This is a genomic window from Oscillospiraceae bacterium MB08-C2-2, from assembly GCA_035621215.1.
Lineage (GTDB): Bacteria > Bacillota > Clostridia > Oscillospirales > Ruminococcaceae > WRAV01.
Genome location: CP141729.1, coordinates 3160502 through 3185303, shown reverse-complemented (window position 1 = coordinate 3185303; position 24802 = coordinate 3160502). Strand labels below are relative to the sequence as shown.

General features: G+C 50.8%; 34 protein-coding genes. 5 read left to right on the top strand and 29 right to left on the bottom strand.

All coding sequences use genetic code 11. The annotated features are described in order from the left end of the window. Positions 1-128: 128 nt before the first annotated feature. The 5 genes from U6B65_14485 to U6B65_14465 all read right to left on the bottom strand — a co-directional run bounded on the left by U6B65_14485 (position 129) and on the right by U6B65_14465 (position 7227). Positions 129-1844 carry a sigma 54-interacting transcriptional regulator gene (locus U6B65_14485; GenBank protein WRS27513.1) on the bottom strand — a complete coding sequence of 572 codons (1716 nt, stop codon included), beginning with the start codon at positions 1842-1844 and terminating at the stop codon, positions 129-131. Positions 1845-2249: 405 nt separating this feature from the next. Continuing rightward, positions 2250-3272 carry a rod shape-determining protein gene (locus tag U6B65_14480; GenBank protein WRS27512.1) on the bottom strand — a complete coding sequence of 341 codons (1023 nt, stop codon included), beginning with the start codon at positions 3270-3272 and terminating at the stop codon, positions 2250-2252. A 115-nt stretch (positions 3273-3387) separates the two neighbouring features. Next, a complete protein-coding gene (locus tag U6B65_14475; protein WRS27511.1) occupies positions 3388-4083 on the bottom strand; it encodes a phosphoribosyltransferase family protein in 696 nt (231 codons plus the stop codon). A 1-nt stretch (position 4084) separates the two neighbouring features. Continuing rightward, positions 4085-6322: an ATP-dependent RecD-like DNA helicase gene (locus U6B65_14470; GenBank protein ID WRS27510.1), complete on the bottom strand. Its 2238-nt coding sequence runs from the start codon at positions 6320-6322 to the stop codon at positions 4085-4087. A 533-nt stretch (positions 6323-6855) separates the two neighbouring features. Then, positions 6856-7227, bottom strand: a complete 372-nt coding sequence (locus tag U6B65_14465; protein ID WRS27509.1) for a hypothetical protein — start codon at positions 7225-7227, stop codon at positions 6856-6858. A gap of 335 nt (positions 7228-7562) precedes the next feature. Here U6B65_14465 and U6B65_14460 point away from each other — a divergent pair, with 335 nt between their 5' ends. Beyond that, positions 7563-8501 carry an AEC family transporter gene (locus U6B65_14460; GenBank protein ID WRS27508.1) on the top strand — a complete coding sequence of 313 codons (939 nt, stop codon included), beginning with the start codon at positions 7563-7565 and terminating at the stop codon, positions 8499-8501. A gap of 89 nt (positions 8502-8590) precedes the next feature. Here U6B65_14460 and U6B65_14455 read toward each other — a convergent pair whose 3' ends face one another. Continuing rightward, on the bottom strand, positions 8591-9154 hold the full coding sequence (locus U6B65_14455) for a QueT transporter family protein (protein ID WRS27507.1): 564 nt from the start codon (positions 9152-9154) through the stop codon (positions 8591-8593). 142 nt (positions 9155-9296) lie between these two features. Between U6B65_14455 and U6B65_14450 the strand changes: the two genes are divergently transcribed. After that, on the top strand, positions 9297-9977 hold the full coding sequence (locus U6B65_14450; protein WRS27506.1) for a histidine phosphatase family protein: 681 nt from the start codon (positions 9297-9299) through the stop codon (positions 9975-9977). Next, a complete protein-coding gene (gene ruvX, locus U6B65_14445; protein ID WRS27505.1) occupies positions 9974-10399 on the top strand; it encodes a Holliday junction resolvase RuvX in 426 nt (141 codons plus the stop codon). The genes U6B65_14450 and ruvX overlap by 4 nt, the downstream gene beginning before the upstream one ends. 95 nt (positions 10400-10494) lie before the next feature. Here the strand turns inward: ruvX and U6B65_14440 are convergent, their stop codons facing one another. Next, positions 10495-11397: a M14 family metallocarboxypeptidase gene (locus U6B65_14440; protein ID WRS27504.1), complete on the bottom strand. Its 903-nt coding sequence runs from the start codon at positions 11395-11397 to the stop codon at positions 10495-10497. Between the two features lie 137 nt (positions 11398-11534). Here U6B65_14440 and U6B65_14435 point away from each other — a divergent pair, with 137 nt between their 5' ends. Beyond that, complete coding sequence (locus tag U6B65_14435; GenBank protein WRS27503.1) at positions 11535-12080, top strand: NUDIX hydrolase; 546 nt, start codon at positions 11535-11537, stop codon at positions 12078-12080. 25 nt (positions 12081-12105) lie between these two features. Next, complete coding sequence (locus U6B65_14430) at positions 12106-13698, top strand: peptide ABC transporter substrate-binding protein (protein WRS27502.1); 1593 nt, start codon at positions 12106-12108, stop codon at positions 13696-13698. Positions 13699-14029: 331 nt separating this feature from the next. Here U6B65_14430 and rplQ read toward each other — a convergent pair whose 3' ends face one another. The 22 genes from rplQ to rpsQ all read right to left on the bottom strand — a co-directional run bounded on the left by rplQ (position 14030) and on the right by rpsQ (position 24795). Next, entirely contained in the window at positions 14030-14371 is a 342-nt protein-coding gene (gene rplQ, locus U6B65_14425; protein WRS27501.1) for a 50S ribosomal protein L17, read from the bottom strand. A gap of 40 nt (positions 14372-14411) precedes the next feature. Beyond that, positions 14412-15368: a DNA-directed RNA polymerase subunit alpha gene (locus tag U6B65_14420; GenBank protein ID WRS27500.1), complete on the bottom strand. Its 957-nt coding sequence runs from the start codon at positions 15366-15368 to the stop codon at positions 14412-14414. A gap of 154 nt (positions 15369-15522) precedes the next feature. Continuing rightward, the gene (gene rpsD / locus U6B65_14415; GenBank protein WRS27499.1) at positions 15523-16113 is read right to left on the bottom strand and encodes a 30S ribosomal protein S4; all 591 of its coding nucleotides are present in this window, start codon (positions 16111-16113) and stop codon (positions 15523-15525) included. A 28-nt stretch (positions 16114-16141) separates the two neighbouring features. Further along, positions 16142-16543, bottom strand: coding sequence for a 30S ribosomal protein S11 (gene rpsK, locus U6B65_14410; protein ID WRS27498.1), 402 nt, complete (start codon positions 16541-16543; stop codon positions 16142-16144). Between the two features lie 17 nt (positions 16544-16560). After that, positions 16561-16929 carry a 30S ribosomal protein S13 gene (rpsM, locus tag U6B65_14405; GenBank protein WRS27497.1) on the bottom strand — a complete coding sequence of 123 codons (369 nt, stop codon included), beginning with the start codon at positions 16927-16929 and terminating at the stop codon, positions 16561-16563. A gap of 36 nt (positions 16930-16965) precedes the next feature. Next, on the bottom strand, positions 16966-17079 hold the full coding sequence (rpmJ, locus tag U6B65_14400) for a 50S ribosomal protein L36 (GenBank protein WRS27496.1): 114 nt from the start codon (positions 17077-17079) through the stop codon (positions 16966-16968). Positions 17080-17169: 90 nt separating this feature from the next. Then, positions 17170-17388 carry a translation initiation factor IF-1 gene (gene infA / locus U6B65_14395; GenBank protein WRS27495.1) on the bottom strand — a complete coding sequence of 73 codons (219 nt, stop codon included), beginning with the start codon at positions 17386-17388 and terminating at the stop codon, positions 17170-17172. Position 17389: 1 nt separating this feature from the next. Then, positions 17390-17656, bottom strand: a complete 267-nt coding sequence (locus tag U6B65_14390; protein WRS27494.1) for a KOW domain-containing RNA-binding protein — start codon at positions 17654-17656, stop codon at positions 17390-17392. Between the two features lie 16 nt (positions 17657-17672). Next, the gene (map, locus tag U6B65_14385; protein WRS27493.1) at positions 17673-18419 is read right to left on the bottom strand and encodes a type I methionyl aminopeptidase; all 747 of its coding nucleotides are present in this window, start codon (positions 18417-18419) and stop codon (positions 17673-17675) included. Positions 18420-18423: 4 nt separating this feature from the next. After that, entirely contained in the window at positions 18424-19056 is a 633-nt protein-coding gene (locus U6B65_14380; GenBank protein WRS27492.1) for an adenylate kinase, read from the bottom strand. Positions 19057-19086: 30 nt separating this feature from the next. Further along, positions 19087-20400, bottom strand: coding sequence for a preprotein translocase subunit SecY (gene secY / locus U6B65_14375; protein ID WRS27491.1), 1314 nt, complete (start codon positions 20398-20400; stop codon positions 19087-19089). Beyond that, the gene (gene rplO, locus U6B65_14370) at positions 20401-20838 is read right to left on the bottom strand and encodes a 50S ribosomal protein L15 (GenBank protein ID WRS27490.1); all 438 of its coding nucleotides are present in this window, start codon (positions 20836-20838) and stop codon (positions 20401-20403) included. Positions 20839-20857: 19 nt separating this feature from the next. Further along, positions 20858-21034 carry a 50S ribosomal protein L30 gene (rpmD, locus tag U6B65_14365; protein WRS27489.1) on the bottom strand — a complete coding sequence of 59 codons (177 nt, stop codon included), beginning with the start codon at positions 21032-21034 and terminating at the stop codon, positions 20858-20860. A 16-nt stretch (positions 21035-21050) separates the two neighbouring features. Then, the gene (gene rpsE / locus U6B65_14360; protein WRS27488.1) at positions 21051-21551 is read right to left on the bottom strand and encodes a 30S ribosomal protein S5; all 501 of its coding nucleotides are present in this window, start codon (positions 21549-21551) and stop codon (positions 21051-21053) included. Between the two features lie 17 nt (positions 21552-21568). Beyond that, complete coding sequence (gene rplR / locus U6B65_14355) at positions 21569-21928, bottom strand: 50S ribosomal protein L18 (protein ID WRS27487.1); 360 nt, start codon at positions 21926-21928, stop codon at positions 21569-21571. 18 nt (positions 21929-21946) lie between these two features. Beyond that, positions 21947-22492 (bottom strand): 50S ribosomal protein L6, encoded by a 546-nt coding sequence (gene rplF / locus U6B65_14350; GenBank protein ID WRS27486.1) that lies wholly within the window; start codon positions 22490-22492, stop codon positions 21947-21949. 15 nt (positions 22493-22507) lie between these two features. Then, positions 22508-22906, bottom strand: a complete 399-nt coding sequence (gene rpsH / locus U6B65_14345) for a 30S ribosomal protein S8 (protein WRS27485.1) — start codon at positions 22904-22906, stop codon at positions 22508-22510. 65 nt (positions 22907-22971) lie between these two features. Continuing rightward, on the bottom strand, positions 22972-23157 hold the full coding sequence (locus U6B65_14340) for a type Z 30S ribosomal protein S14 (protein WRS27484.1): 186 nt from the start codon (positions 23155-23157) through the stop codon (positions 22972-22974). Between the two features lie 13 nt (positions 23158-23170). Beyond that, on the bottom strand, positions 23171-23710 hold the full coding sequence (gene rplE, locus U6B65_14335; protein WRS27483.1) for a 50S ribosomal protein L5: 540 nt from the start codon (positions 23708-23710) through the stop codon (positions 23171-23173). 17 nt (positions 23711-23727) lie between these two features. Beyond that, positions 23728-24051: a 50S ribosomal protein L24 gene (gene rplX, locus U6B65_14330; GenBank protein WRS27482.1), complete on the bottom strand. Its 324-nt coding sequence runs from the start codon at positions 24049-24051 to the stop codon at positions 23728-23730. A 16-nt stretch (positions 24052-24067) separates the two neighbouring features. After that, complete coding sequence (gene rplN, locus U6B65_14325; protein WRS27481.1) at positions 24068-24436, bottom strand: 50S ribosomal protein L14; 369 nt, start codon at positions 24434-24436, stop codon at positions 24068-24070. A 101-nt stretch (positions 24437-24537) separates the two neighbouring features. Then, entirely contained in the window at positions 24538-24795 is a 258-nt protein-coding gene (gene rpsQ / locus U6B65_14320) for a 30S ribosomal protein S17 (GenBank protein WRS27480.1), read from the bottom strand. Positions 24796-24802 lie beyond the last annotated feature (7 nt).

Genomic DNA, 24802 nt, shown 5'->3' with positions numbered 1-24802 from the left:
CGTTGGCTAAAAATAATTTTAGCCTTCTCCTTTCCTTAAAATACCAAGCATTTTTTATATAGAAATCCATCCGGTTTCACAGATGGTATCTCACTTGCAAAGTTAATGCACCGCACCAGCGGTATTGTTTATGGCTTGGAAGCCTTGCCCTGTGTATCATCTGTTCGCAGATTGTAACGGTTGATTTTTCTGTAAAGGGTTGCCCTGCCTATATTCATCTTGCGGGCAATCTCATTCTTGGTATAATTCTGCCCCAAAAGATACTCCAACTGCTCCCGCTCAAATTCTTCACGGGTTTGAATGGAAACATGGGGAACAGGCAAAGCCATGACTTCCTCAGCGGTTACAACACTGCGGCATTTCCAGACCAGCCAATCCACAATCCGTTTGATCTCCCGCAGGCCGCCGCTCCACTCCCGCTGGCTGAGCAGCTCGATCGCCTGTGGCTCCACCTCCAGCTCTTCTTTGGAATACAGCCGTGTATAGGTGGAAAAAGCGGCTTTTATAACCGCGGCAAGCTGTTGCTTATCCTCCCAAACTGAAGGAAGGGTGAGAACATTCTGTGAAATACGGTAATAAAGCTTTTCTGCAAAAAAACCTTCTGCACACAGCTCACGCAGGTTTTCGCTGGTGGAAACCAGCAACCGAAAATCCGTTTCGCCCCCCATGCCGCTGGAGCCCCGAACCAAGCTGGTGCGAAAGAATTCTGCTAAACGCTCCTGTAGATAAAGCGGCATTTCGCCGATTTCCCGAAAATAAAGGGTACCTTTGTGGGCCAAACGCAGCTTGCCCAGCACACCCTCGGTTTTCCCGAACAGCTCTTCCTCCAAAGCAAGGGGGGAAAGCATCGTGCAGTCAACGGTGACAAAATAACCCTGGGCCCGATTGGAAAAATTATGGATGGCTCCCGCCAAAAGATCCCGGCGGCGGCTCTCTTCCCCCACCATCAGAATGGTTTCTTCTGTAATGGCCAAGCGCTTGGCGGATTCAATCACCCCAGAAGGATCGGTGGGCTTCCACCAAGTTTGGTCAAAAGCGGCAGTACTTCCGCCCCCCATTAACCGGCTGAAAGGATCGCTGGCCGGGCTGAGACTTTTGAGAATAAACATAAAGCCCGGATTGGGAGAACTGCGCCGCAATCCACTGATGGTGCCATAAAATGCGGCACCAGGGGCCTCAAAGGAAATAATCTTATTCGCAATGGGCCAAGATGGACGAGATAAAAACCGGGATACAACACTGTGAGGTATCAGTTTAAAAACAGAAGTGCCAAGGCCGCTTTCCGAGAGGCCCAGCACCTTGGCAAAGGCATGGTTGTAATACTCCACCTGCCCCTTTTCATCGGTGGTGACCAAAGCCTCCTCCACCGTATCCAAAAGCTGTTCCTGCTCCCTGTATAAAAGCCGCAGGGAACCGCTCTCCCGGTGTTCCTCCAAGGATTGGCCCAGAAGGATCGCCATCTTTTCCAAATAAGCCACAACAGCAACCCGATTGCTGTATATGATCGATTCCGGTTCCGTGATAACCAGGCAAAGAGCACCCATAACCTGCCGATCAGCGAAAATGGGAACGCCGATAAAGGAACAAAGGGGGCAATCCTCTTTGTTGGGGCAGGCCCGGCAAGCAGGATAGGTTTCCCGATAGCGGACACAGATGGTTCTGCCCTGTGTAACCACATCCGCTGAAATCGACTGGGTATCCCCAGCCATTTGCGCCTTACATTGAGGATACGTGCTGTTGATGCGGCCAAGCTGATCGTCAATGATGACAACATCCGCCCCCAGAATACCCGAGGTAGCATCCGCAACAGCACCGGCCAAATGCGCAATATCGCCCAGCCTCATGCCTGCTCTCCCAAGAATATCACTTCCGACATGTCTGCCTTTCACGGCCGCTCAAACCTTCCCGAATCCACAATGTATCATTTTGATACCAATTTGTATTTTCCATCCAGGCGGATACCCCCAGGAATGTTCATAGTATAGCCTTGGTGAAACTGTTTGTCAATAAAAAAATAACAGACTATTTCCAAATTTGGACACCGCAGGTATAATCACTAAAATACATTTCTATCTTGATTTGATTTATCGCTATTATACAAGCCCCCGCATCTATGTATCAAATTGATACATAGATGCGGGGGCAAGGATGCGGCATTGAAACCCAATACCGCCCATATCCACAAAAATAAAAAAGCACGAGATATCCCGTGCTTTTAGTGCCTTTAAAATGAATGTTCATACAGAAAATTAATGGGTGTGGGTAGAAGGGTTCACAAACCCATCAAACAGCTTGCCCAAATAATCAAAGCTTTTGGCGGTTCCCATGGCCACACATTCCAAGGCCTCCGGTGCTGTTCGGGTTACCACGTGGGTTTCCTGCTCCATAAGCCTGTCCAAACCGTGAAGAAGCGAACCACCGCCAGTGAGAATAATTCCGTTGGTGCGAATATCCCCCACCAGCTCGGGAGGTGTTTTTTCCAACACGCCCTGCACCGCCCGGATAATGCTGTAAATCTGCTCCTGCAAAGGCTCCACTGTCTCACTGCGGCTGATTTGAATTTTTTTCGGCAGACCTGTGAGCAGATCCCGGCCTTTTATATCCCAATATTCCTCGGGAGCACCCTCCTCAGGGAAAACAGTGCCCACCTTCATTTTCAGCTCCTCGGCGCTTTTATCGCCGATGAGCAGATTATACCGGCCACGTATATAGCGAATCAGCGCTTCATCAAAGCGGCCTCCCGCTACCTTGAGAGAAGCCTTGCACACAATCCCATAAAGGGAAAGCACCGCAATATCACAGGTGCCGCCCCCAATATCCACAATCAGGTTTCCTTCAGGCTTAGAAATATCCACACCCGCCCCGATAGCCGCCGCCACCGGCTCTTCAATCAAATAAACCTTGCGGGCTCCCGCCCCCACCGCCGAATCAATAACAGCCCGGGATTCCACAGGGGTAATGGCAGAAGGGACACACAAAGCCACCCGAGGCTTGAGCAAACTGCCGCCGCAGATTTTTTTAAGCAAATATTTGAGCATGACCTCAGTCATTTTAAAATCAGAAATAACGCCATCCCGCAGCGGATGGACAATCTGGATGGTTTTGGGCTCCCGCCCAATCATCCGGTAAACCTCCTGACCAATCCCGATTACCTGACCGGTTCGTGTGCTCAGAGCTACCACCGCCGGCTCCCGGATCAGTGTGCTGTGTTCTACATCTGTGGCAATCAGATTGGAGGTTCCTAAATCGATACCAATATCCAATGATGACAAGTTGCTGCCTCCTAATTGTGCAGTGGGCCGCCCACCGGCCGGCACCACTGTATATTTGCCGCATCTACATTCATTATAGGCAAAAACCGGGGGCTTTGCAAGCTTTTCCCCCGGCTCATTGACTTTTTACGCCGCAATTCGACTGGAGCAGTGTTTGGGCTACCGCCACCACCCGCACCTCACTCGCGCCCGCCTCCAGCAAACGACCAGCACAGGCACTGGCAGTGGCCCCGGTGGTCAGCACATCATCCACCAGCAAAACCCGCTCGCCATGGAGAGATGCACCGGGCAGCAAGCGATAGGAAAGCTCTGCATTTTGCTTGCGGTCTTCTCCGGTCAGCTTATGCTGCGGCAGGCTTTTTTCCCAGCGGCTGAGCAAATCATAACACTGGGGCATATTCATCTCCCCAGCCAGCTCTCGGGCCAGCACTTGAGCCTGATTGTGGCCGGTGTTTCGCCGTCTTGCGGTGCTTTGGGGCACAGCGGTTATCAGATCAAAAGAAATCTGCGGCCAGTGCTCCTCCATAGCCAGAGCAAGCTGCCCGGCAAAAAAACAGGCCTGACGGCGCTCGGCCAGCCGTTTCATTTCCAGCACAGCCCGGACAATCTCCCCTTTATAATCAAAAAGGGTCAGGCTCCCGGAAAGAGGAGGCTGAGCCGATTCAGCGGCCGCCTGCGGAGGAAGGTGCTTCTCCTCACAAGCAGGGCAGCACATCTTTTCGTATTCCACCACCTGCCCGCAGATGGCACATCGGTATGGGAAAAACACACCGGCCAGACGGTCCAAAAACGCCAAAACCCCGGCCTTCACCTTACAGCTCCTCCGACAGAGCGTGTGCAGAATTAAAAGCACTCTCCTGTAAAAAAGAAGCCAAATTGGTATAGCGCAGCACCTTTTTATGGTTGGCAACCATTTTCTCCACAGTTTGAGCCTGCCCCAGCAAAACCATGATCTTTTTTGCCCGGGAAACCGCTGTATAAAGGATGTTGCGGTAATAAAGCCGTGGATGATAGCTCATCAGCGGCATGACCACCGCCTCAAACTCACTCCCTTGGCTTTTGTGCACGGTAATCGCCCAAGCATGCTCCAGCTCATGGGCCATTTCGAAGCTGTAGGTGGCCACACGATCCTCAAAGCGGATCAGCAGGGTTTGACTGGGGCGATCCACCAGCTCAATGCTGCCGATATCCCCATTGAAGATACCAGCGCCTTCCTCGCCGTCATCCCGCTTCCATGGAATGTCGTAGTTGTTGCGCACCTGCATCACCTTATCCTGTTCACGGAACAGGGTGCTTCCGAAAAGCTGCTCCCCCTTGAGGGGATCGTGAGGGTTCAGCTGGCGCTGGAGCAAACGGTTAAGCTCCACCGTTCCGAGGCCGCCCACCCGGCTGGGAACCACCACCTGAATATCCGCCGGAGAAAAGCCATATGCCTTAGGCAGACGGCTGGCACAAAGCTCCACCACGGTCTGGGCGGATTGATCATAGCTGCTGCGGGCCAGGAAAAAGAAATCCGCATCCCTTGCCGCCAGATTGGGCATCTCCCCCCGGACAATGCTGTGGGCGTTCTCTACTATCACGCTTTTCTGAGCCTGCCGGAAAATCTCATCCAAATGAACTGTGGGGATGGTATCCGAAGCGATCAAATCCCGCAAAATATTGCCCGCCCCCACAGAGGGGAGCTGATCTGGGTCACCCACCAGAATTAGGCGGCAGCTCAGGCGCATGGCCTTGAGCAAAGAGGCAAAAAGCAGGGTATCCACCATGGAAACCTCATCCAAAATAATGGCATCGTGGCGGAGAGGATTTTTCTCGTTGCGTTTGAACTGGCTTTTGCCCTCCTGATCCCGGAAATCCACCTCCAACAGTCGGTGAATGGTTTTGGCCTCCCGTCCGGTAACTTCGCTCATCCGCTTAGCCGCACGGCCGGTAGGAGCCGCCAGCGCTACCTTTTCCCCCGCTTCCTCCAACAACGTGATAATAGCGTTGAGGGTGGTGGTTTTACCGGTACCCGGCCCGCCGGTCAGGATAAAAGCCGGGTTTTGCAGGGCCATCTGCACCGCCTGACGCTGGAGCCGGGCATAATGAATGCCCAGCTTTTCCTCCAAAAGGTTGAGCTGGTTTTCGTAGGTTTTTTTTCCGGGCGGGCCCGCTGTAATGAGCATCATACCAATACGCCCGGCGGCATAGGTTTCTGCCTCATAAAGCTCAGGCAGATAAACAAAACGCTTGCCCTCCAGCGTATCGGTAATCAGGCTGTTATCCTCAGAGCTGCGTTCCACAGCCTCTTCCACCAGATAATCGGGCACCTCCAGCAGATGGACAGCGGTTGCAATCAGCTTGTCCAACGGCAGGCAGGTATGCCCGTTGGTCAGGTTATGGCGCAGAACATGCTCCAAACCAGCCTGAATCCGCCGGCCGCTTTCCGGCTGGGTGCCAAGGGTAATGGCAAGATCATCAGCCTGCTCAAAACCAAGGCCCACCGCCTCACAGCACAGCTCATAGGGGTTTTCCTGTATGATATCCACTGCCATGGTGCCCCACTGCTTCCATGCCTTAATGGCAATGGAGGGTTCAAGGCCATACTGAGCCAGCGAAACCATCACCGACCGGATGCCAAACAGGTGCTTATATTCTTGGGATATCTCCTGCGCTTTTTTGAGAGTGATGCCTTTAATAGTGCTCAGCCGCTCCGGGTCCTGCTCCAAAATGCGCAGAGAATCCAAGCCGAAGGCATCCACAATGCGCCGGGCCATGGCAGGGCCGATGCCCTTAATGGAACCGGAGGAAAGATATTTCAGGATGGCGGCGGAAGTAGCCGGAAGCTCCCGCTCGTAAAGCTCCGCCTTAAAACGGGTGCCATAGGTGGGATGGGCGGTGTAGCGGCCGGTTACGGTCAGCTGTTCCCCGGCAGCAACACCCGGCATTTCACCCACAACGGTAATCATCTCCCGGCCATCACTGAGCAGGCAGACAGTGAAGCCATTTTCTTCGTTGGTAAAGATGATTTCTTCCACGGTGCCGGTGATTTTTTCCAGCTTTGGCTCCACTTGGTCCACCTCCTTGATTTTTCTATTTAGTAAGGCAAGATACTGCCCACACTTGCTTGGCTCTTGCAGATGCTGGTATATTCTCAAAAAAACAAAAGGCTTGCTATTCTTTATCGAATTGTCATTTGTGGTTTTACAGAGCGAGTATTCTTCACTTCCGCACTCATGCCGTACGGCTGGCACATCCTTTTAGGCGCTTGCATTTTCTGCGGAAAATGCGCAAGTGGCATTCGCAAGCTCCAGCCACAAAGCGCCTCATGGGGGAACTAGTTCCCCCATGAACCCCCTCCAGCCTCCGGCTGAAATAAAAAGGCAGTTTTCTTTTGCTTACTTTTCTTTTTTCTTAAAACAAAAGTAAGTCGCGCTTATGCCGTGCAGGCAATAACTTTCTTTTTAACTGTAAAAGAAAGTTATCAAAGAAAAAAGCCTTCTTTGGCAGAAGGCGAAACCTTTTGCCTTCACCTCATGGTACAATCGCCCATGGCTGTAGGCCGGGCATAAAAATGGGACGTATACTAAGCGCCTTGCGATTATTATACCCTGTTTTGCTGTATTTGTAAATTATCCAGCTGCATCAGCAGGTTCTCCAGCTCATGGGGGACACACAGAAAAAAGCCGGGAGAATCCCCCATATAGCGGTTGCACAAATCCAGCGTTTCGCCATCCATCCCCATATCCACCAGAATAATATAGGGTATTTCGCTATCCAAGCTCCAGCGAATTTTGAAAAGCTCGTAGCGCAGCTTCTGCTCCAGCGTTTCCTTGCCGCTGTAAACGGGAATGACATAATAGCTCTGCCGCCGGGGCTGGCGGGGGCGCTGCAGCCTGCCGGACATCCAGCCAAAGATTTGCACAAGACCGATACAGGCCAACGGGAGCAGAAGGATTCCCAACGTATAATCCATAAAAACCTCTCCATTTTCAAATGTTTTTACCTTATTTTATGTCATTCAAGGAAAAACGGTGAAAAAGGCGCTGCTTCTCTGTGCCTACACAAACAAAAAAAGCCACTCCAGGCGGTGAATTATCTACATTCCTTGCATTGCGATTCATCCGGATTTACTGTACAATATAGTCAAGCAACATCAAAATCCTATGGAATATTGACTATGCAGCAAGGTTAACGCTGTCAAAAGGCGGCACACAGCATACGCCATGCCTTGAAAACACTACTGTGTTTTTAAGTTAATCGGCCATAATATGCAGTAGGTAAACCACACAACATTGGGGAGGTCTTTCTTTGGAACTGGCGCTGGTTCTGGCTCAGCAGGTTGCGATTATGTTTTTGCTTATTTCGGTGGGAATTGTATGCGAACGAAAAGGTATTATTACCTTAGAAGCCGCTAAAAACTTTTGCAATTTTCTGCTGATTGTTATTATTCCTTTGCTTTCCATAAAATCTCTCCACCGTGATAAAGAGCCTGAATTGATGCAGGGCTTCTGGGTTGCCTTCGGGTTTTCTGTGGTATTCCACATCGTTGCCATTGTTATCGCAACGCTTGCGATTCCCAAGCGGGAGGATGTTCAATACAGGGCCGAGCGTTTGGCCACAGTTTTTTCCAATTGCGGGTTTATCGGCTTTCCTCTTGTCACCGCCGCCCTTGGTGCAGAGGGCCTTTTTTATGCCGCTGCCTTCAATGGCGTTTTTGTTCTTTTGAGCTGGTCCTATTCTTCTTCCGTTCTTTCCGGAAAAACCACGCTGAATTTCAAAAAACTATTATGGAACCCCGGCGTGATCGGTTTTGCAGTGGGAATGCTGCTGTTTTTTACCGGCCTGCGGCTGCCTGCAATTCCCGAGGCTGTTATGGAAAACCTTTATGTTGTGAATGCGCCTCTTTCCATGGTGATTACCGGCGTGATTTTATCTCGGATCAAGCTGCGGGAAACACTCACAGACTGGCGGATCTATCGGGCAGCATTGCTGCGTGTTCTGGTGATTCCGTTGACAGTTATCGGCCTTGCATGGGCTCTGGGAATAGGCAAATGGTCCTCTTCGGCAAGAATTGCCATTCTGGCCTCGGTGATTTGCTGCTCCTGCGGCAGCGGGATTTCCTGCATTCTGATGCCGGCCCGCTTTGGAGGCGACAGTGAAACCGGTGCTAAAATTGTGGGGGTTTCCACCACCATGACCTTGGTAACTCTGCCTTTGATCATCCTGCTGACCGACGCTATTCTCTAGCCGCTACATCATTAAGTCTATTAAAAAGGCGGCATCTTCGGGCTAACCCGTTGATACCGCCTGCAATATGTTTGAGTCTGCTCTCCCGTTTATCCGGCCTTATGCTCGATTGGGCCGAAGCATCGTCTGGCTACCCCGGTGCGGTCAAGAACTACAGCAAAGGGCAGGCCCACCGCATAGCACGAAACAATCTGGCCGATTCCCACCTGCAAAGCATTGATCAGGAATATGCCGGTGTTCCAACTGCCGCTGGTCATCATGACCGTTAGCTCGGCTCCAATGATCAGTGCGTTGAACAGCACCGGGGGCAGAGGTGCCAGCCATGGAATGCTCCCAAAGCGGGTACTGAGCCGCACGTTCCGCAGCTTCCAAGTGCAGATGCCCGCCAGAAAGGTTGCCAGCGTACCCAAGGGGATATCCCAAAGGCCAAGGATGTTGGCTCCTGTCATGGCTCCCACCAGATTGGAAACGGCGCACCCAAGGGTTACACCGACCACTGCAAAGGGAGAAAAAATGGGCAGAAGTGTGAGTGCCTCCGCCAGACGAACCTGCACAGCACCAAAGCTAAAAGGGGCAAAGCCAAGGCACAGAACAGTGTAGAGCGCCCCGATCATGGCGCTGACCGCCATTTGCCGGGTTTTGTTTTTTTCCATAATGCATAAGTCCTTTCGTAGTTTTGTTTTAAGTCAGGATCTTGCGACTGACTGATAGGCCTGTTTGAATAGGCCGTATATAAGTATACATCCAACCGCACTGTATTTCAACTTTTTTGGGTAAGAATATAAGGAGGACATTATGACCAAGTTGTATCTCATCCGCCACGCACAAGCTCAGGGGAATCTTGAAAATCGCTTTCAGGGGCTTACTGACCGGGATCTCACGCCCCTTGGCCACCAGCAAATAGGACGTTTGGCTGAGCGTTTTCGGGATGTTCCGCTAAACGCTGTATACACCAGCCCTCTCAAACGTACCCAAGGAACCGCCGCCGGAGTGGTCCGTTACAATGGCTTGACTCCTGCTGTGGAACCGGGCATCATTGAAATTAACGGTGGTATATTTGAAGATATGCTTATTGATGACCTTTGCACCAAGGAGCCTTATATGAGCTTTTTCCGCCTCTACCGGGAAAATCCGGGCGAATTTCAAGGAGCCGATGGCGGGGAATCCTTCTATCAGGTTCATGACCGTATGGCACAGGCTGTGGATGCCATTGCCGCCGCTCACCCCAATCAGGAGGTTGCTGTGGTTTCTCATGGGTGTGCTATTCGCTGTTATCTAACCTATGCCGCCGGCTTGGAGGTTCCCGATTATCTGCAAATTCCCCCGCTTGATAACACGGCTGTTTCCTGCGTCATCTACCAGGATGACGGCACAATCTCTGTGGAATACATGAACGATTCCTCCCACCTGCCGGAGGAAGAAAAATCTTTGGCCAGCTCTGTGCTGCGCCCATTCCGGGAGGTAAGCTGCAAATGAAGATACTGGCTGTTGATCTGGGGGATGCCCGCACCGGTCTTGCCTGCTGTGACCGTACAGAATTTTTAGCCTCCCCCATCGGAGTTATTCACGACCGCAACCCGGAAAGCACCTTGCAAAAGGTGGCGGCCGCTGTGGTGGAATACGATGCGGGGATGGTTATTGTGGGATACCCCAAGAACATGAACAACACAGTGGGTGAGCGAGCCCAAAAGTGCGAAGCCTTCGCTAAGGCTCTGGGCGCTCTGGTAGAGGTTCCTGTGGAGCTTTGGGACGAAAGAAGCACCACTGTGGCTGCCCATGGCATTCTGAACACCACCGATACCCGGGGCAAAAAACGTAAGGCTGTCGTGGATGCAGTGGCCGCTACCTTGATTCTGGAGAATTATTTGGAGTATCGCAAGAACTTCCCCAGAAGCTAATCCGGCGGCATATTTCCTCCTAAAGAATAGAGCGTGCAGATGCTTCCTGCACGCTCTATCCTGAATTGGCCTGCAAAAGGGTTTGATGCCCTGCTTTATAAGAGAGTAGCAATCATCAGCATTTCTTCCAAGCGGCTGTAAAGAGGTCGGAAGTCCTCGATCGGCAGAGGGTTCTTCCCTTTTCCGACCTCGATGGTAAAGCCCGGGCGGGCAAAGGTCTGGATAAACCAATCTTTCAGCCCTCCATGGGAGGCAAGCCCTGCTGGTGAGGTGAGGGTATATCCGCAGGAGCTGGCCAAAATCTGGCCCATCATCTGGCTTCGACAGGGGGTTCTATCCCCATAGCGGTAATAAATTTCCTCCCCTTGGGAATGGAAAGAATACAGGGAGCGTGGCTGATAGGTCATGCAAAAGGTGGTAATGGCCTGGGTTTCCGGCTCGCTGTTGGGGTGCTCACCGCCAAAGCGTGTGGGTGCTGGGCCGGTAATGCCATCCGCCCGCTCCATTTCCTGCAAAACAGTCCAGCCTGCATCAAAATTGTGGTTGATATCCACACCCCTGCTGTTTGCCTGCCAAGGGAGAGTATCCCCTCCTGAGATGCTTTCCACAAAATCCGCCAGTTCACCGGCACTTTGTGAACCGGTGAGGGAGATTTCCACCCCATCGGGATTCAGGCAGGGCACAATCACCAATGACCGCTGGCGCAGTGCTTTCGCTACATTAATTTCAGCCAGCTCGCCGCCTTTTTCTAGGCTTTGGAGCAGCTTTTCACAGAATTTCAGAAGAAGCAGGGTGGTAATCCATTCCATACCGTGAGTGGAACCGACAAACAGCACTGCATTCATGGGGTTACCCACCGAAAGGGCTGTAATATCCCGCCCCAGCACAGATTTCCCTATGGGAAATACTTTCAGGCTTTTGTGGGATTCCTTTAAATCTTCAATAGCCCTGCATAGTCTGTGCCATGTAGGTGGACTGCTGAAAAAATCCTCGTACATGCTCCCCGACCTCCTCTGTATTCTTGCGCTGTTTTGCGCCGAAGCTACTCATTTTGCTGCATATGTGATATATATGAATGGTAAGCAGTCGGTTATCCATGAGGACAAATTGAAAATTTAAAAAGGTGGAATGAAATATGTCAGCATCCCAAAAGGTTCTTTCAACCCGGCGCATTTATGAGGGAAAGATCATCGGCGTCCGGGAAGATACAGTTCTGCTGGAAAATCAGCGCGCCACAACCCGGGAGGTTGTGGAACATAATGGCGGTGTGGGTATTTTGGCTATAGGCCCACGGGATACCCTGCTGATGGTTCGCCAGCATCGCACCGGTGCCGGCAAGGCTCTGCTGGAAATACCCGCCGGCAAGCGGGATAAGGACGAGGCCCCCATGACCTGCGGCATCCGAGAGCTGGAAGAGGAAACCGGTTATAAGGCAGAGGTTTTTATGCCCATGGGGTATCTCTACCCCACCCCGGCTTACTGTGAAGAAGTGATTTACCTGTTCTATGCAAAGAACCTGATTAAAACGGCCCAGCATCTGGATGAAAACGAGTTTTTGGAGGTGGAGGAGATTCCCTTTTCACAAGCCTTGGAGATGGTTTTGAATGGAGAAATCACCGACGCCAAAAGCCAGATTGCCATTTTAAAATACCACGAGCTCAACCGCCGTGGTATGGCCTGAAATACTCTTGAAGGGAGCTATCCTGTTGATTCGTTTGCGCAAATTGGCCGCTGCCATAGCCTGCTGTTTTTTGCTGGCAATCTTCTTGACCGGCTGTGCCTCCAACGGGGCCGACAGCATTTTTCGGTATGATCTGGATCAGGAGGTTACCAATCTCGATCCCCAATTTGCCACAGAGGATGCGGCCCATACTGTAATTTATAACATCTACGAAGGCCTGTTTCGGCAGCTGCCCGATGGTTCGCTTGCCTATGGTGCGGCTCTCAGCCATACTCTTTCAGAGGATCAGCTTACCTATACCTTTCAGCTGAACCCACAGGCAGTGTGGGCCGATGGCACAGCCTTGACTGCCAATGACTTTGTTTTTGCACTGCGGCGGCTGTTCAGCCCCTCTTCCCCTTCCCCCTATGCCCAGAACTACCTTTCTATCGAGGGAGCCGAGGAAATTCTTGCTGGCAAACTGACCCAACAGCAGCTGGGAGTCTCTGCTTTAGATAGCCACACCCTTGAAATCCGTCTGCGCTCTCCCAGTCCCTTTTTTCTGGAATATCTGAGCAACAGTGCTGCCATGCCTTGTCAGGAGACCTTTTTCCAGCAGTCTAAAGGGCGTTATGGCCTTGAAAAAGCTTTTATAATGGGTAATGGCCCCTTTACGTTAGAGCGGTGGGCTACAGCCAAGCCTTTACAGCTTCGAAAAAATGCAGGTTTTCAATCTCAGCTTCCCGTTACGGCAGGCGGCATCAATTTATATGTGGGACGCACAGACCCGGTGGCGCAGTTCCTTTCCGGTCAATCGGATTTGATCACCTTGGATGCGCAGGCACTCAGCAGACTTTCCAATAAAAATGCTGCCGTTACTCCGGTGGAAAAAACTGTGTGGTGTCTGGTCTTTAACCAGAATGTGGAGGGCTACAGCAACACTTTGATTCGGCAAGGCTTTGCTCAGGGAATGGATCGCTCGGCTTTTACCCCTTATTTTACAACGGAGCAAACTTCCACCTCTCTGTTTTTGCCCGCCTCCATCGGCTTGGGAGGAAAATCCTATCGAAGTCTGACTACTGTCAGTTCACCAATGCCCTTTAACAGCCAGCGTAGCAGCTATCTTTTTGAGCTGGGGCTTGAAACGGCAGGGCTGGATAAGCTGCCAAAATCGATTCTTTTTGTCCCGGACAGTGGTTCCCACTCCATGATTTTAGGTATGGCACAGCAGTCGTGGCAGAAGAATCTTTCCGCTTATATTAATGTAAAAAACTTGCCTGCCAATCAGCTGTGGCAGCGTTATGAAACCGGAAATTATCAGATTCTGCTGCTTCCCTTTTCTTCAAATTCCTCTGAACCTAAGGGCTTTCTGGGGCAGTTCGCCTCAGATTCCCCCAAAAACTTTTCTGGCTATCAAAACCCTTTGTATGACTTAGCTTTGAGCAACGCTTTTCATGCAAACACCTTGGAAGAAGCGGTTAAGTATTACCGCCAATGTGAGCTGATGCTGCTCTCGGATGGCGTTATCATTCCTCTTTACAGCGAAACCTCTTATCAGGCTTATGCCGAGGGCGTTTCCGGCATCGAGGCCTTTCCCTTTGGTGGAAAGATCTATTTTGCACAAGGGACAAAGAAGTAGGTCAAGTTCTAGACAGCTGGTTTTATAGTGACACTAACTGAAGCGTCACTGGGTGTATAAGAAAAAGCCTCACGGAATTTGCCGTGGGGCTTTAATTGTGGGTGACCTTGGTCTTGCAGAAGAGAGATATTCTTTTAGTGGTAAATATTAAAAGAGCCTCGGCATAGCTTACGCTGTACCAAGGCTCTTTAAGCAGTTTTGGGTATAAAACAGAACGCAATAAGCGCGCTCTAAGGTTATTATGCCATAAAAGCGAAGTGTTATGGTATAATTGCCCATGGCCATAGGCCGGGCATAAAAATGGAACGGTTAATATCTGCGCTTGCAGATATTATACCAGCTCGATGATTGCCATCTCTGCAGCGTCACCGCGGCGCGGTCCAATCTTGACAATACGGCAGTAGCCACCCTGACGGTCGGCATACTTGGGAGCCGTTTCATCAAACAGCTTTTTAGTTACATCCTCCTTGGTGATGAAGGACATTACCTGACGCTTGGAGTGGAGGTCATTCCGCTTGGCAGTGGTAATCATTTTTTCTGTCATCGACCGAACTTCTTTGGCACGGGTTACCGTGGTCTCAATCTTCCCGTTTTCAAGGAGATAGGTCACCATGGCCCGAAGCATAGCTTTTCTATGGTCGGTAGCTCTGCCGAGTTTCCTGGTACCTGGCATGTTTGTTCACTCCATTTCCTCTATCTTTGAAAAAAGCCTATCATTCTTCTTCGCTGCTAAGGGTAAATCCAAGAGATTCCAGCTTGCTGATAACCTCTTCCAGCGATTTTTTGCCCAAATTGCGCACTTTCATCATTTCGTCAGGAGATTTGTTGATCAAATCGTTGACAGTGTTGACCCCGGCACGCTTGAGGCAGTTAAAGGCGCGGACAGACAGGTCAAGTTCCTCAATGGTCATCTCAAGGGCTTTTTCCTTGCCGTTCTCCTCTTTCTTTTCAAGAATTTCGGTAGAACTCACTTCATCGGATAAATCCACAAAGTGGTTGAGTTGTCTATTGAGAATCTTGGCAGCCAGACTGACGGCCTCCTTAGCGGAGATTGTTCCATCGGTCCAGACTTCAAGAGTCAGCTTATCGTAGTCGGTAATCTGTTCCACGCGGGTATTTTCCACCATGTAGTTCACTTTAAGAACCGGGGTGTAAATGCTATCCACCGGAATGGTGCCGATGGGAGCCTTCTCCAGCTCAAGCTGCTTATTGCGCTCGGCCGAAACATAGCCCTGACCCTTTTTGAGTGTAATTTCCATGGAAAGCTTAGCTCCAGCGCCAAGGGTTGCAATGTGCATCCCGGGCTCCAGAATCTCCACCTCGGCATCCACCTCAATGGAGCCGGCCGTCACTTCACATTCGCCTTCGGCTTCGATTCGCACCGTCTTAGGCTCATCGGTATAAAGCTTGGCAGTCAGCCCTTTAATGTTGAGAATAATCTCAGTAACATCCTCTTTGACTCCGGGGATGGTGGAAAATTCATGCTGAATACCATCAATTTTAACTGAAATTACAGCAACACCGGGAAGGGAGGAGAGCAGCACGCGTCTCAGACTGTTGCCCAACGTTGTACCAAAGCCGCGATCGAGCGGTTCGCCGATAAATTTGCCATAAGTGCCATCGGGTTTCAGCTCAGCCGTTTCAATCTTCGGTTCGATAATTTTTACCAAAAGAGTCCCTCCTTATAAAGGCAGCAAAGCACTGCCTATTTTTCGTTCCCTGCTGATTAGGCGGATTAACGAATGGGATATAGCCTTGGCAAGCTGCAAAAACGCAGCCCAGCCAGACCAAAAAACCAATCGGATGATCCCTTTTGACAAGGTGTTACTTGCTGTAAAGCTCAACGATAAGAGTCTCATTCACAGGAATATCGATATCTTCACGAGTGGGGAAGCGCTCAACCTTGCCTTCAAAGCCAGCGGTGGTTCCGCTCAGCCAAGCAGGGAAAGTCTTAGCGTTTTCAGCAAAGCCCTTCCAAAGCTCAGTAGCCTTAGCAGAGGATTTGACACCAATCACATCGCCCACCTTCACACGATAGGAGGCAACGTTTACGCGCTTGCCGTTTACCAGAATATGACCATGGCCAACCAACTGGCGAGCCTGTCTTCTGGTTTCACCGAAGCCCATCAAAAAGGCTACGTTATCAAGGCGTCTCTCGAGAAGCACCAGCAGGTTTTCACCGGTCATGCCCTGCATCTTAGCTGCCTTTTCAAAGGTATTGCGGAACTGTTTTTCCAAAACTCCGTAGATGAACTTGGCTTTCTGCTTCTCTTTGAGCTGCAGGCCATATTCACTGGGCTTGCGGCGGCGCTGACCGCCGGGATTACGGCGGGACTCCTTGCTATAGCCCAATACAGCGGTGCTGATTCCCAGCGCCCTGCACTTTTTAACAATCGGATCTCTGTTTACTGCCATCTATTTCACCTCCGTAGAAACCGTTAAATTATACGCGCCGTCTTTTGGGCGGGCGGCAACCATTGTGGGGGATGGGGGTTACATCCTTGATCATGTTAACCTCAAGTCCAGCAGCCTGAAGGGCGCGGATTGCGGCTTCACGACCAGAACCGGGGCCTTTAACAAAGACCTCAACGACTTTCAGGCCATGCTCCATAGCAGCCTTGGCGGCTGTTTCAGCAGCAGTCTGAGCAGCAAAAGGAGTGGACTTACGAGAGCCTCTAAAGCCCAAGCCACCGGCGCTTGCCCAGGAAAGTGCATTGCCCTTAGTATCGGTAATGGTAACAATGGTGTTGTTAAAAGTGGACTGAATATGCACGGCGCCCCGCTCAATATTTTTTTTCTCGCGGCGGCGGCGGGTGGTAGCCTTTTTAGCAGTTGCTTTTGCCATTTTGCGAAATCCCTCCCTTACTTCTTCTTATTGGCAATAGTCTTCTTGGGGCCTTTTCTTGTGCGAGCGTTGGTCTTGGAGCGCTGGCCTCTTACAGGCAGGCCCTTTCTGTGACGCACGCCGCGGTAGCAGCCAATCTCAATCAGACGTTTGATGTTCAGGGCGGTATCTCTGCGCAGGTCGCCTTCTACCATAACGTGCTTATCGATGTAATCACGCAGGGTGGCTACATCGGCCTCGGTCAGGTCGCGCACACGGATATCAGGATTCACCCCGGTGGCGGCCAGAATATCCTTGGCGGTCTTGCGGCCGATTCCTAAAATATAGGTCAGGCCGATCTCGACTCTCTTTTCTCTGGGCAGGTCTACACCAGCTATACGAGCCATTTAGTTTGCACCTCCATTGTACAGAAAGTTGTGAATCTAGCCTTGACGCTGTTTGTGCTTGGGATTGCTGCAAATGACCATGATGCGGCCCTTGCGTTTAATAACCTTGCACTTCTCGCAGATTGGCTTAACAGAAGGTCTCACTTTCATTTAAAATTACCTCCTAGTGTTTAAGGCAAAGTTTCGGGCCTCGGGAGCGCCAAAGCCTCCGGCCCAAAAGAGCCGTTTCTGCCTCAAGCTTTACTTAGAGCGCCAGGTAATGCGCCCCTTGGTTAAATCATAGGGTGAGATTTCCACCGTCACTTTATCCCCAGGCAAAATCCGGATAAAATTCATACGCAGCTTCCCTGAAATATGCGCCAACAGCACATGCTTGTTGGGCAGCTCCACACGAAACTGAGCGTTGGGTAAGGATTCAAGAACTACGCCTTCTACTTCGATAACGTCTTCCTTCGACAAGCTAAAAACCTCCTTGTTGGGGGGCACCACACAGAGCCTCGTTAAAAGGCCGCAGCGCCTCTCTGAGTTTTTTATCGGTGCTGATTTTTTCCAGTGACAGCGCCGTATTGGTTTTTTTGATATGGAGTATATTTTTACGCTTTGGTTTTTCCAGCTTTCTTAAACGTCCATCGGCAATCCACACAAAGCCCGGCTCTATTTTAGTGATCACATAAAACCGATTCTGATCGTGGCCTGCCACAGATTTTACAACAGTGCCTTCTATCATACCGCCGCCCGCCTTCTCAAGCCTGAGTCAAAATGACAGGGCCGTTATCAGTAATAGCAATGCTGTGTTCAAAGTGGGCGGAAAGGCTGCCGTCAGCAGTAACAACGGTCCAGCCATCCGACAGCGTCTTGACCTCATGAGTTCCGATGTTAATCATGGGTTCAATAGCGATGGTCATGCCGGCAGCAAGCCGCACGCCCCGCCCGGGCTTCCCATAATTGGGCACCTCGGGGGATTCGTGCATATCTTTGCCTACACCGTGACCTACAAAGCTGCGGACAACTCCATACCCAAACTGTTCAACATGGTTCTGCACCGCGAAGGAAACGTCTCCGATCCTCGCTCCCACTGTTGCCGCTTCAATACCCTTATAAAGGCTATCCTTGGTGGCTTCCAGCAGGGACCTTGCCTCGGGAGAAATTACGCCCGCCCCAAAGGTGGCCGCATTGTCTCCGTGAAATCCCTTATAATACGCTCCAACGTCAATGCTGACGATGTCGCCTTCCTCAATGATGCGATCCCCGGGAATGCCGTGAATCACCTGCTCATTGATAGAAATACAGGCCGAAGCCGGAAAACCGCCGTAACCCAGAAAGGAGGGAATCGCCCCCTGAGAACGGATATAGTTCTCGATCAGCCGGTTGATATGTGCCGTAGAGACACCCGGCTTGACCGCCTCACCGCCAACCAAAAGAGCCTGATTGGAGATGCGGCCAGCCGCCCGCATGAGTTCCAGCTCGGATTTATTCTTGAGTAGAATCATCCGCTTACGCCTCAAGTGCTGCCAAGGTGAGCCGGGTTGTATCCTCAAGCTCCTCCTGACCTTCCACAATAAACAGCTTCCCTACCGAATCGTAGTAATCCTTTAAGGGTTCGGTCTGATCGTGGTAAACTTTCAGGCGCTCCCTCACAGTCTCGGGGCTGTCATCCTTACGGGTGACAAGGCCGCCGCCGCACCGATCGCAAAGGCCTTCCTTGGCGGAGGGCTTATAGATCAGATGGTAGCTGGAGCCACAGTCTCCGCACACACGGCGCTGGGTCAAGCGGCGCTCAATATCTTCGTCTGAAACTTCGATATCGATAACCTTATCAATGACCACACCCATGGTATCCAGAGCCTTGGCCTGCCCCACAGTGCGGGGAAAACCATCGAGAATGAAGCCGTTTTGGCAATCCGGCTGTGCCAGCCGCTCCTTGATGATGGCAATCACGATCTCATCGGGGACAAGACCGCCTGCCTCCATGTAGCTTTTAGCCTGAAGACCAGCTTCAGTGCCGGATTTAAGAGCCTCGCGGATAATGTTTCCTGTGCTGATGGCCGGAATCTGGAGCTTATCGCAGATAATCTCGGCCTGTGTGCCTTTCCCCGCTCCGGGGGCTCCCAGTAAAATCAAATTCATAGCTCTACCTCACTCTCTGGTTACTCTTTCTTATTCAAGAAAGCCTTTGTAGTGACGCATCATCATCTGGGATTCCAAAGTCCGGACTGTATCCAGAGCCACGCCCACAACAATGATGATGGAAGTTCCGCCCAAGGCAATGTTAATTTTGAAAACGTTGCCGAGGATGATGGGTAGAATGGCAACACCAGCGATAAACAAAGCGCCCACCAAGGTAATTTTGCTGATGACCCGGGCAATGAAATCAGAAGTAGGTCTGCCGGGCCGGATACCGGGGATGGCACCGTTGTTTTTACGCAGATTATTGGCCATTTCAATTGGATTATACTGAATGGACACATAGAAATAGTTAAACGCAATGATCAGCAGCAAGTAAAGAAGTGCATACCAGATGGTGTTGTAATTGAACAAAGACAGCACCTTGCCGATCCAGCGCTCGTTGTAAGGGTCAACAAAACCCTGAATAAGTCCCGGAATGCTCAGCAGAGCACTGGCAAAGATGATCGGCATAACGCCGGACATGGTTACCTTTACGGGAATATGGCTGGACTGGCCGCCGTAGAACTTACGTCCTACCACTCTCTTGGCATACTGAACCGGAATTCTCCGCTCAGCAGTGGTCATGAGAATAATCAGCCCGATCATAACAACGAACATTACCACAATCAGGGGAACCAGCACATAATACTGGGTCTGGCCTTCATTGGCAAGCCCAATGTAAGCAGCCATTTTCAAGACAATGGAGGGTCCGCGGGAGATAATACCGGCAAACAGGATAATGGAAATACCGTTGCCAATGCCCTTGTGGTCGATCTGCTCACCCAGCCATACCACCATCATAGAACCAGCGGTAAAGGTGAGAATGATAACCAGTGCGGAGAAAACACCCGGGAAGCCATCCAGATACTTAACAGCAACCGCGCCGGTATTGGTGGGGCGCCGATTCAGCATGTAATAGGCGAAAGACTGAATCAAAGCGAGCCCAAGAGTAACCCAGCGGGTGATTAGATTCATCTTTTTGCGGCCTGCTTCGCCTTCTTTGGAAAGTTGCTCCAAATAAGGGATTGCTACAGCCAAAAGCTGAACCACAATAGATGATGTGATATAGGGAGAAATACCCATGGCAAACAGCGTTGCGTTCGCAAAAGCGCCGCCGGTGAGTATATCCACATACCCCAGCAGTCCGCCGCCGGCCTGACTCATCATAGTCTGCAGCACAGAGGCGTCAAGAAAGGGAACGGGTATGGCGGAACCAATGCGATAGACCATGAGAATCATCAAGGTATATAGGATCTTAGACCTAAGGTCAGCTATTTTCCAAGCGTTTCTTATGGTTTCTAGCACCTATATCACCTCAGCCTTCCCGCCAGCCTGTTCGATCTTTTGCTTAGCAGTAGCTGAAAAAGCAGCTGCGTTAACAGTCAGCTTTTTAGTCAGCTCGCCCTTCCCAAGAATCTTGAGACCATCCAATGGCTTTTTCAGAAGTCCGGCTGCAATAACAGTCTGGACATCCACCACAGAACCCTCCTCAAGCTTATTGAGATCCTGAATATTCAGCGTAGCATAACGAACAGCAAAAATGTTGTTGAAGCCGCGCTTGGGGATACGTCTTTGAAGAGGCATCTGGCCACCTTCAAAGCCGGGACGTGTACCACCGGAGCGAGCTTTTTGTCCCTTATGGCCCTTACCGGCTGTTTTTCCGTTACCCGAGCCGGCGCCTCTGCCTTTGCGGTATACCTTTTTGTTTGACCCGGGAACCGGAGAAAGCTCATGCAATTTCATTTCACTGCACCTCCTTACCTTAAGCTTGTTTCACCTCAACCAGGTGAGCGATTTTTGCGATTTTACCTTTGGTAGCTGCATTGTCAGGCTGAGTAACAACCTGACCGATTTTCTTAAGCCCAAGGCTATGGGCGGTGGCGATCTGATCTTTCTTGCTACCAATGAGGCTCTTAACCAATTTGATACTGTAGTTCATAACCGACCATCCTTCCCTAGCCCAGGATTTCCTGAACAGTTTTGCCCCGAGTGGCGGCAATCTGGGCGGCATCACGCAGAGATACCAAGCCTTCGATTGTTGCGGTTACCACATTACAGGGGTTGTTGGAGCGCAGGCATTTTGTACGGATATCCTTGATACCTGCAACTTCCAGTACCGCACGCACAGGACCGCCGGCAATAACGCCGGTACCTTGAGGGGCGGGTTTCATCAAAACCCGTGCGGCTCCGAATACGCCCACTACATCGTGGGGAATGGTTGTGCCGCGCAGGGAAATCTTGTGCAAGTTTTTCTTGGCGTCCTCAATTCCCTTGCGGATAGCCTCGGGAACCTCGGATGCCTTTCCCAATCCAAAGCCCACTACGCCGTTGCCGTCGCCAACAACAACCAGAGCTGCGAATTTGAATATACGTCCGCCCTTAACCGTTTTAGCAACACGGTTAATGGAAACGACTCTCTCAGTCAGGTCCAGAACAGAGCCATCAATTCGTGCCAAAAAGCATCCCTCCTTAATTAGAATGTCAGGCCGCCCTCGCGGGCTCCCTCTGCAAGTTCTTTGATACGTCCGTGATAGATATAACCGCTGCGGTCGAAAACCACTGTGGTTATGCCCTTGGCAGCAGCTTTCTCTGCCAGAGCCTTGCCCACCTTGTGGGCTGCATCTTTGTTTCCGCCATTGCCTTCAAAGCCCTTATCCTGGGTGGAGGCACATACCAGTGTAGCACCGGCCACATCATCAATAATCTGTGCATAGATGTGCTGGCTGGAGCGGAATACATTCAGGCGGGGACGCTGCGGAGTGCCGCTGACTTTGTTGCGAATTCTCGCATGTCTTTTCAGCCTTGCTTTGTTACGATCAGGCTTTTTCACCATGTCTTATTCCCTCCTTACTTATTTTTTACCCTTGCCGGCTTTACCTTCCTTGCGGATGATAACTTCGTCAACATATTTGATTCCCTTGCCCTTATAAGGCTCGGGAGGACGCTTGCCGCGAATCTCAGCGGCCAGCTGGCCGACTCTCTGCTTATCGCTGCCGGAAACCACAATGCGGTTGGGAGCAGGCACTTCGATAGAAAGGCCTTCTTCTTCCGGAACAATAACCTGATGAGAATATCCAAGATTCATAACAAGGTCTTTGCCCTGCTTTGCTGCTCTGTAGCCAACGCCGTTGACTTCCAGAGTTTTGCTGAAGCCCTCAGAAACACCAACCACCATGTTGAAAATCAGGCTCCGGGTTAAACCGTGGAGGCTCCTGTTTTCTTTTTCATCATTGGGGCGTGTTACGAGAATTTCGTTTCCTTCCCGGGTGATGGTCATAAGAGGGGAAAATTCGCCGGAAAGCGTTCCCTTAGCGCCCTTGACAACCACCTTGCTGCCATCGATGTTAACATCAACGCCATTTGGAACCGGGATGGGTTTTTTACCAATTCGACTCATTTTTCTACCCTCCCTTTACCAGATATAAGCTAGGACTTCGCCGCCAACCTTGGCATTGCGAGCAGCCTTATCAGTCATAACGCCCCGAGAGGTGGAAAGGATGGCAATACCCAACCCCTTCATAACCTTTGGCATGTCCTCACAGCTAGTATAAATACGCAAACCGGGCTTAGAAATTCTGCGCAGTCCACAGATAACCTGGGATTTGCTTTGACCATACTTCAGAGTGATGCGGATAACGCCCTGTTTGCCGTCTTCCGCAACGGTGAAGTTTTTAACATATCCCTCGTCAACAAGAATCTGAGCAATAGCCTTCTTCATTTTAGACGCAGGGATATCAACAGTATCATGCTTCGCCGAATTGGCGTTGCGGATACGTGTCAGCATGTCAGCGATGGTATCGGTTACATGCATGCCGTCTACCTCCTTTGCTCGTGCTTAAAACTCATTATCATTAAATAGCCGCCAAAACCCGCTGATTACCAGCTGGCTTTTTTAACACCAGGAATCTGGCCCTTATAGGCAAGCTCCCGGAAGCAGATGCGGCAAACGCCGAACTTGCGAAGGTAGGCGTGTGGCCTTCCACAAATTTTGCAGCGGTTATACGCTCTTGTGGAAAATTTGGCCAACCCGCGCTGTTTCGCTATCATAGACTTTTTAGCCACAGTCCAATCCTCCTTACTTAGTAAACGGAGCGCCCAAAAGGCCCAAAAGCTCTTTGGATTCCTCGTCGGTTTTCGCGGTGGTAACAAAGTTGATATCCATGCCGCGAACCTTATCGATCTTATCGTAGTCGATCTCGGGGAAGATCAGCTGTTCTTTGAGGCCAAAGGAGTAGTTACCTCTGCCATCAAAACCGTTGGGATTGATACCACGGAAGTCACGCACACGGGGCAGTGCCACATTAAAGAGGCGGTCTGCAAATTCATACATCCGCTCACCGCGCAGCGTTACCTTGGCGCCGATCACCATGCCCTCACGGAGCTTGAAATTAGCCACAGATTTGCGGGCCTTGCACACAACAGCCTTTTGGCCGGTGATTTTTGCCAGGTCATCCATCACTGCATCCATCATCTTTTGATTGTCGCGGGCTTCGCCACAACCAATATTTACGACGATCTTTTCAAGCTTCGGGATTTGCATGACACTTTTATAGCCGAACTTTTTCATCAGAGCAGGAGCGATCTCACTTGTGTAGAGCTCTCGCATTCTTGCCATGTTTCCATCCTCCTCACTTAAAATGTTTCGCCACAGCCTTGGTTCTTGCACAGGCGCTTTTTCTCGCCGTCGCTCAGGATCTTATGGCCAAGACGGGTGGGTTTGCCACATTTGGGGCAAACCAGCATGACCTTGCTGGAATACAGTGCGCCCTCAGCCGGAATAATACCGCCGGGATCGCCCATACGCCGAGGCTTGACATGCTTGGTCATCATGTTGAGACCTTCAACAATGACCTTTCCCTCTTTAGGGCTGACCGCAAGGATCTTGCCCTTTTTGCCCTTATCCTTACCCGACAGGATCACGACTGTGTCGCCTTTTCTAACATGAACCTTATTCATTTCACGACACCTCCAATCACAATACTTCGGGAGCAAGGCTCAGGATTTTAAGATATTCCTTTTCGCGCAGCTCTCTTGCCACAGGCCCAAAAATACGGGTACCTCTGGGGTTTTTATCTTCACGAATAATAACCGCCGCATTGTCATCAAAGCGGATGTAGGTACCATCACTTCTCCGAAGACCCTTAGCGGAACGAACAATAACAGCTTTTACAACATCGCCCTTTTTGACATTGCTGCCGGGGGCGGTTTTCTTAACGGAAGCCACAACGACATCGCCAATGTTGGCATAACGTCTTCTGGAACCGCCTAAAACACGGATACACATAAGCTCTTTTGCGCCGGTGTTATCCGCAACCTTGAGATAGGTCTGCATCTGTATCACAGTGCGTTCCTCCTTTCGACTAACTTACCTGTACTCTGCTTTGGCAGAGTCTCTACCCGCAAAAGGCGGGCGCTTAAATTAGACTGCATGTGGGGATTTGCTTATTTCGCCTTTTCCAGTATCCGGGCCACCCGCCACCGTTTGTCCTTAGACAAGGGGCGTGTTTCCATCAATTCAACAGTATCGCCAACGCCGCATTCGTTCTTTTCGTCGTGGGCTTTAACCTTGATGGTGCGCTTGATGATCTTTTTGTAAAGGGGGTGCCGCACATTGTCAACAATGGCAACAACAACAGTTTTATCCATCTTATCGCTGACAACCTTGCCGGTTCTGGATTTTCTAAGGTTCCGATCACTCACAGCTTAT

What these genes read in the sequence shown, in the direction of transcription:
- rpsK (WRS27498.1), bottom strand. Translation starts at nt 16,543, where the DNA reads ATGGCAAAAGCAACTGCTAAAAAGGCTACCACCCGCCGCCGCCGCGAG.
- U6B65_14450 (WRS27506.1), top strand. Translation starts at nt 9,297, where the DNA reads ATGACCAAGTTGTATCTCATCCGCCACGCACAAGCTCAGGGGAATCTT.
- rplX (WRS27482.1), bottom strand. Translation starts at nt 24,051, where the DNA reads ATGAATAAGGTTCATGTTAGAAAAGGCGACACAGTCGTGATCCTGTCG.
- rplO (WRS27490.1), bottom strand. Translation starts at nt 20,838, where the DNA reads ATGAAATTGCATGAGCTTTCTCCGGTTCCCGGGTCAAACAAAAAGGTA.
- U6B65_14390 (WRS27494.1), bottom strand. Translation starts at nt 17,656, where the DNA reads ATGATAGAAGGCACTGTTGTAAAATCTGTGGCAGGCCACGATCAGAAT.
- rplE (WRS27483.1), bottom strand. Translation starts at nt 23,710, where the DNA reads ATGGCAAGAATGCGAGAGCTCTACACAAGTGAGATCGCTCCTGCTCTG.
- rpsH (WRS27485.1), bottom strand. Translation starts at nt 22,906, where the DNA reads ATGCATGTAACCGATACCATCGCTGACATGCTGACACGTATCCGCAAC.
- rpsM (WRS27497.1), bottom strand. Translation starts at nt 16,929, where the DNA reads ATGGCTCGTATAGCTGGTGTAGACCTGCCCAGAGAAAAGAGAGTCGAG.
- rplF (WRS27486.1), bottom strand. Translation starts at nt 22,492, where the DNA reads ATGAGTCGAATTGGTAAAAAACCCATCCCGGTTCCAAATGGCGTTGAT.
- rpsD (WRS27499.1), bottom strand. Translation starts at nt 16,113, where the DNA reads ATGGCAGTAAACAGAGATCCGATTGTTAAAAAGTGCAGGGCGCTGGGA.
- U6B65_14485 (WRS27513.1), bottom strand. Translation starts at nt 1,844, where the DNA reads ATGAGGCTGGGCGATATTGCGCATTTGGCCGGTGCTGTTGCGGATGCT.
- U6B65_14455 (WRS27507.1), bottom strand. Translation starts at nt 9,154, where the DNA reads ATGGAAAAAAACAAAACCCGGCAAATGGCGGTCAGCGCCATGATCGGG.
- U6B65_14465 (WRS27509.1), bottom strand. Translation starts at nt 7,227, where the DNA reads ATGGATTATACGTTGGGAATCCTTCTGCTCCCGTTGGCCTGTATCGGT.
- rpmD (WRS27489.1), bottom strand. Translation starts at nt 21,034, where the DNA reads ATGAACTACAGTATCAAATTGGTTAAGAGCCTCATTGGTAGCAAGAAA.
- U6B65_14380 (WRS27492.1), bottom strand. Translation starts at nt 19,056, where the DNA reads ATGAATTTGATTTTACTGGGAGCCCCCGGAGCGGGGAAAGGCACACAG.
- map (WRS27493.1), bottom strand. Translation starts at nt 18,419, where the DNA reads ATGATTCTACTCAAGAATAAATCCGAGCTGGAACTCATGCGGGCGGCT.
- U6B65_14440 (WRS27504.1), bottom strand. Translation starts at nt 11,397, where the DNA reads ATGTACGAGGATTTTTTCAGCAGTCCACCTACATGGCACAGACTATGC.
- rplR (WRS27487.1), bottom strand. Translation starts at nt 21,928, where the DNA reads ATGGTGAAAAAGCCTGATCGTAACAAAGCAAGGCTGAAAAGACATGCG.
- rpmJ (WRS27496.1), bottom strand. Translation starts at nt 17,079, where the DNA reads ATGAAAGTGAGACCTTCTGTTAAGCCAATCTGCGAGAAGTGCAAGGTT.
- U6B65_14435 (WRS27503.1), top strand. Translation starts at nt 11,535, where the DNA reads ATGTCAGCATCCCAAAAGGTTCTTTCAACCCGGCGCATTTATGAGGGA.
- rplQ (WRS27501.1), bottom strand. Translation starts at nt 14,371, where the DNA reads ATGCCAGGTACCAGGAAACTCGGCAGAGCTACCGACCATAGAAAAGCT.
- ruvX (WRS27505.1), top strand. Translation starts at nt 9,974, where the DNA reads ATGAAGATACTGGCTGTTGATCTGGGGGATGCCCGCACCGGTCTTGCC.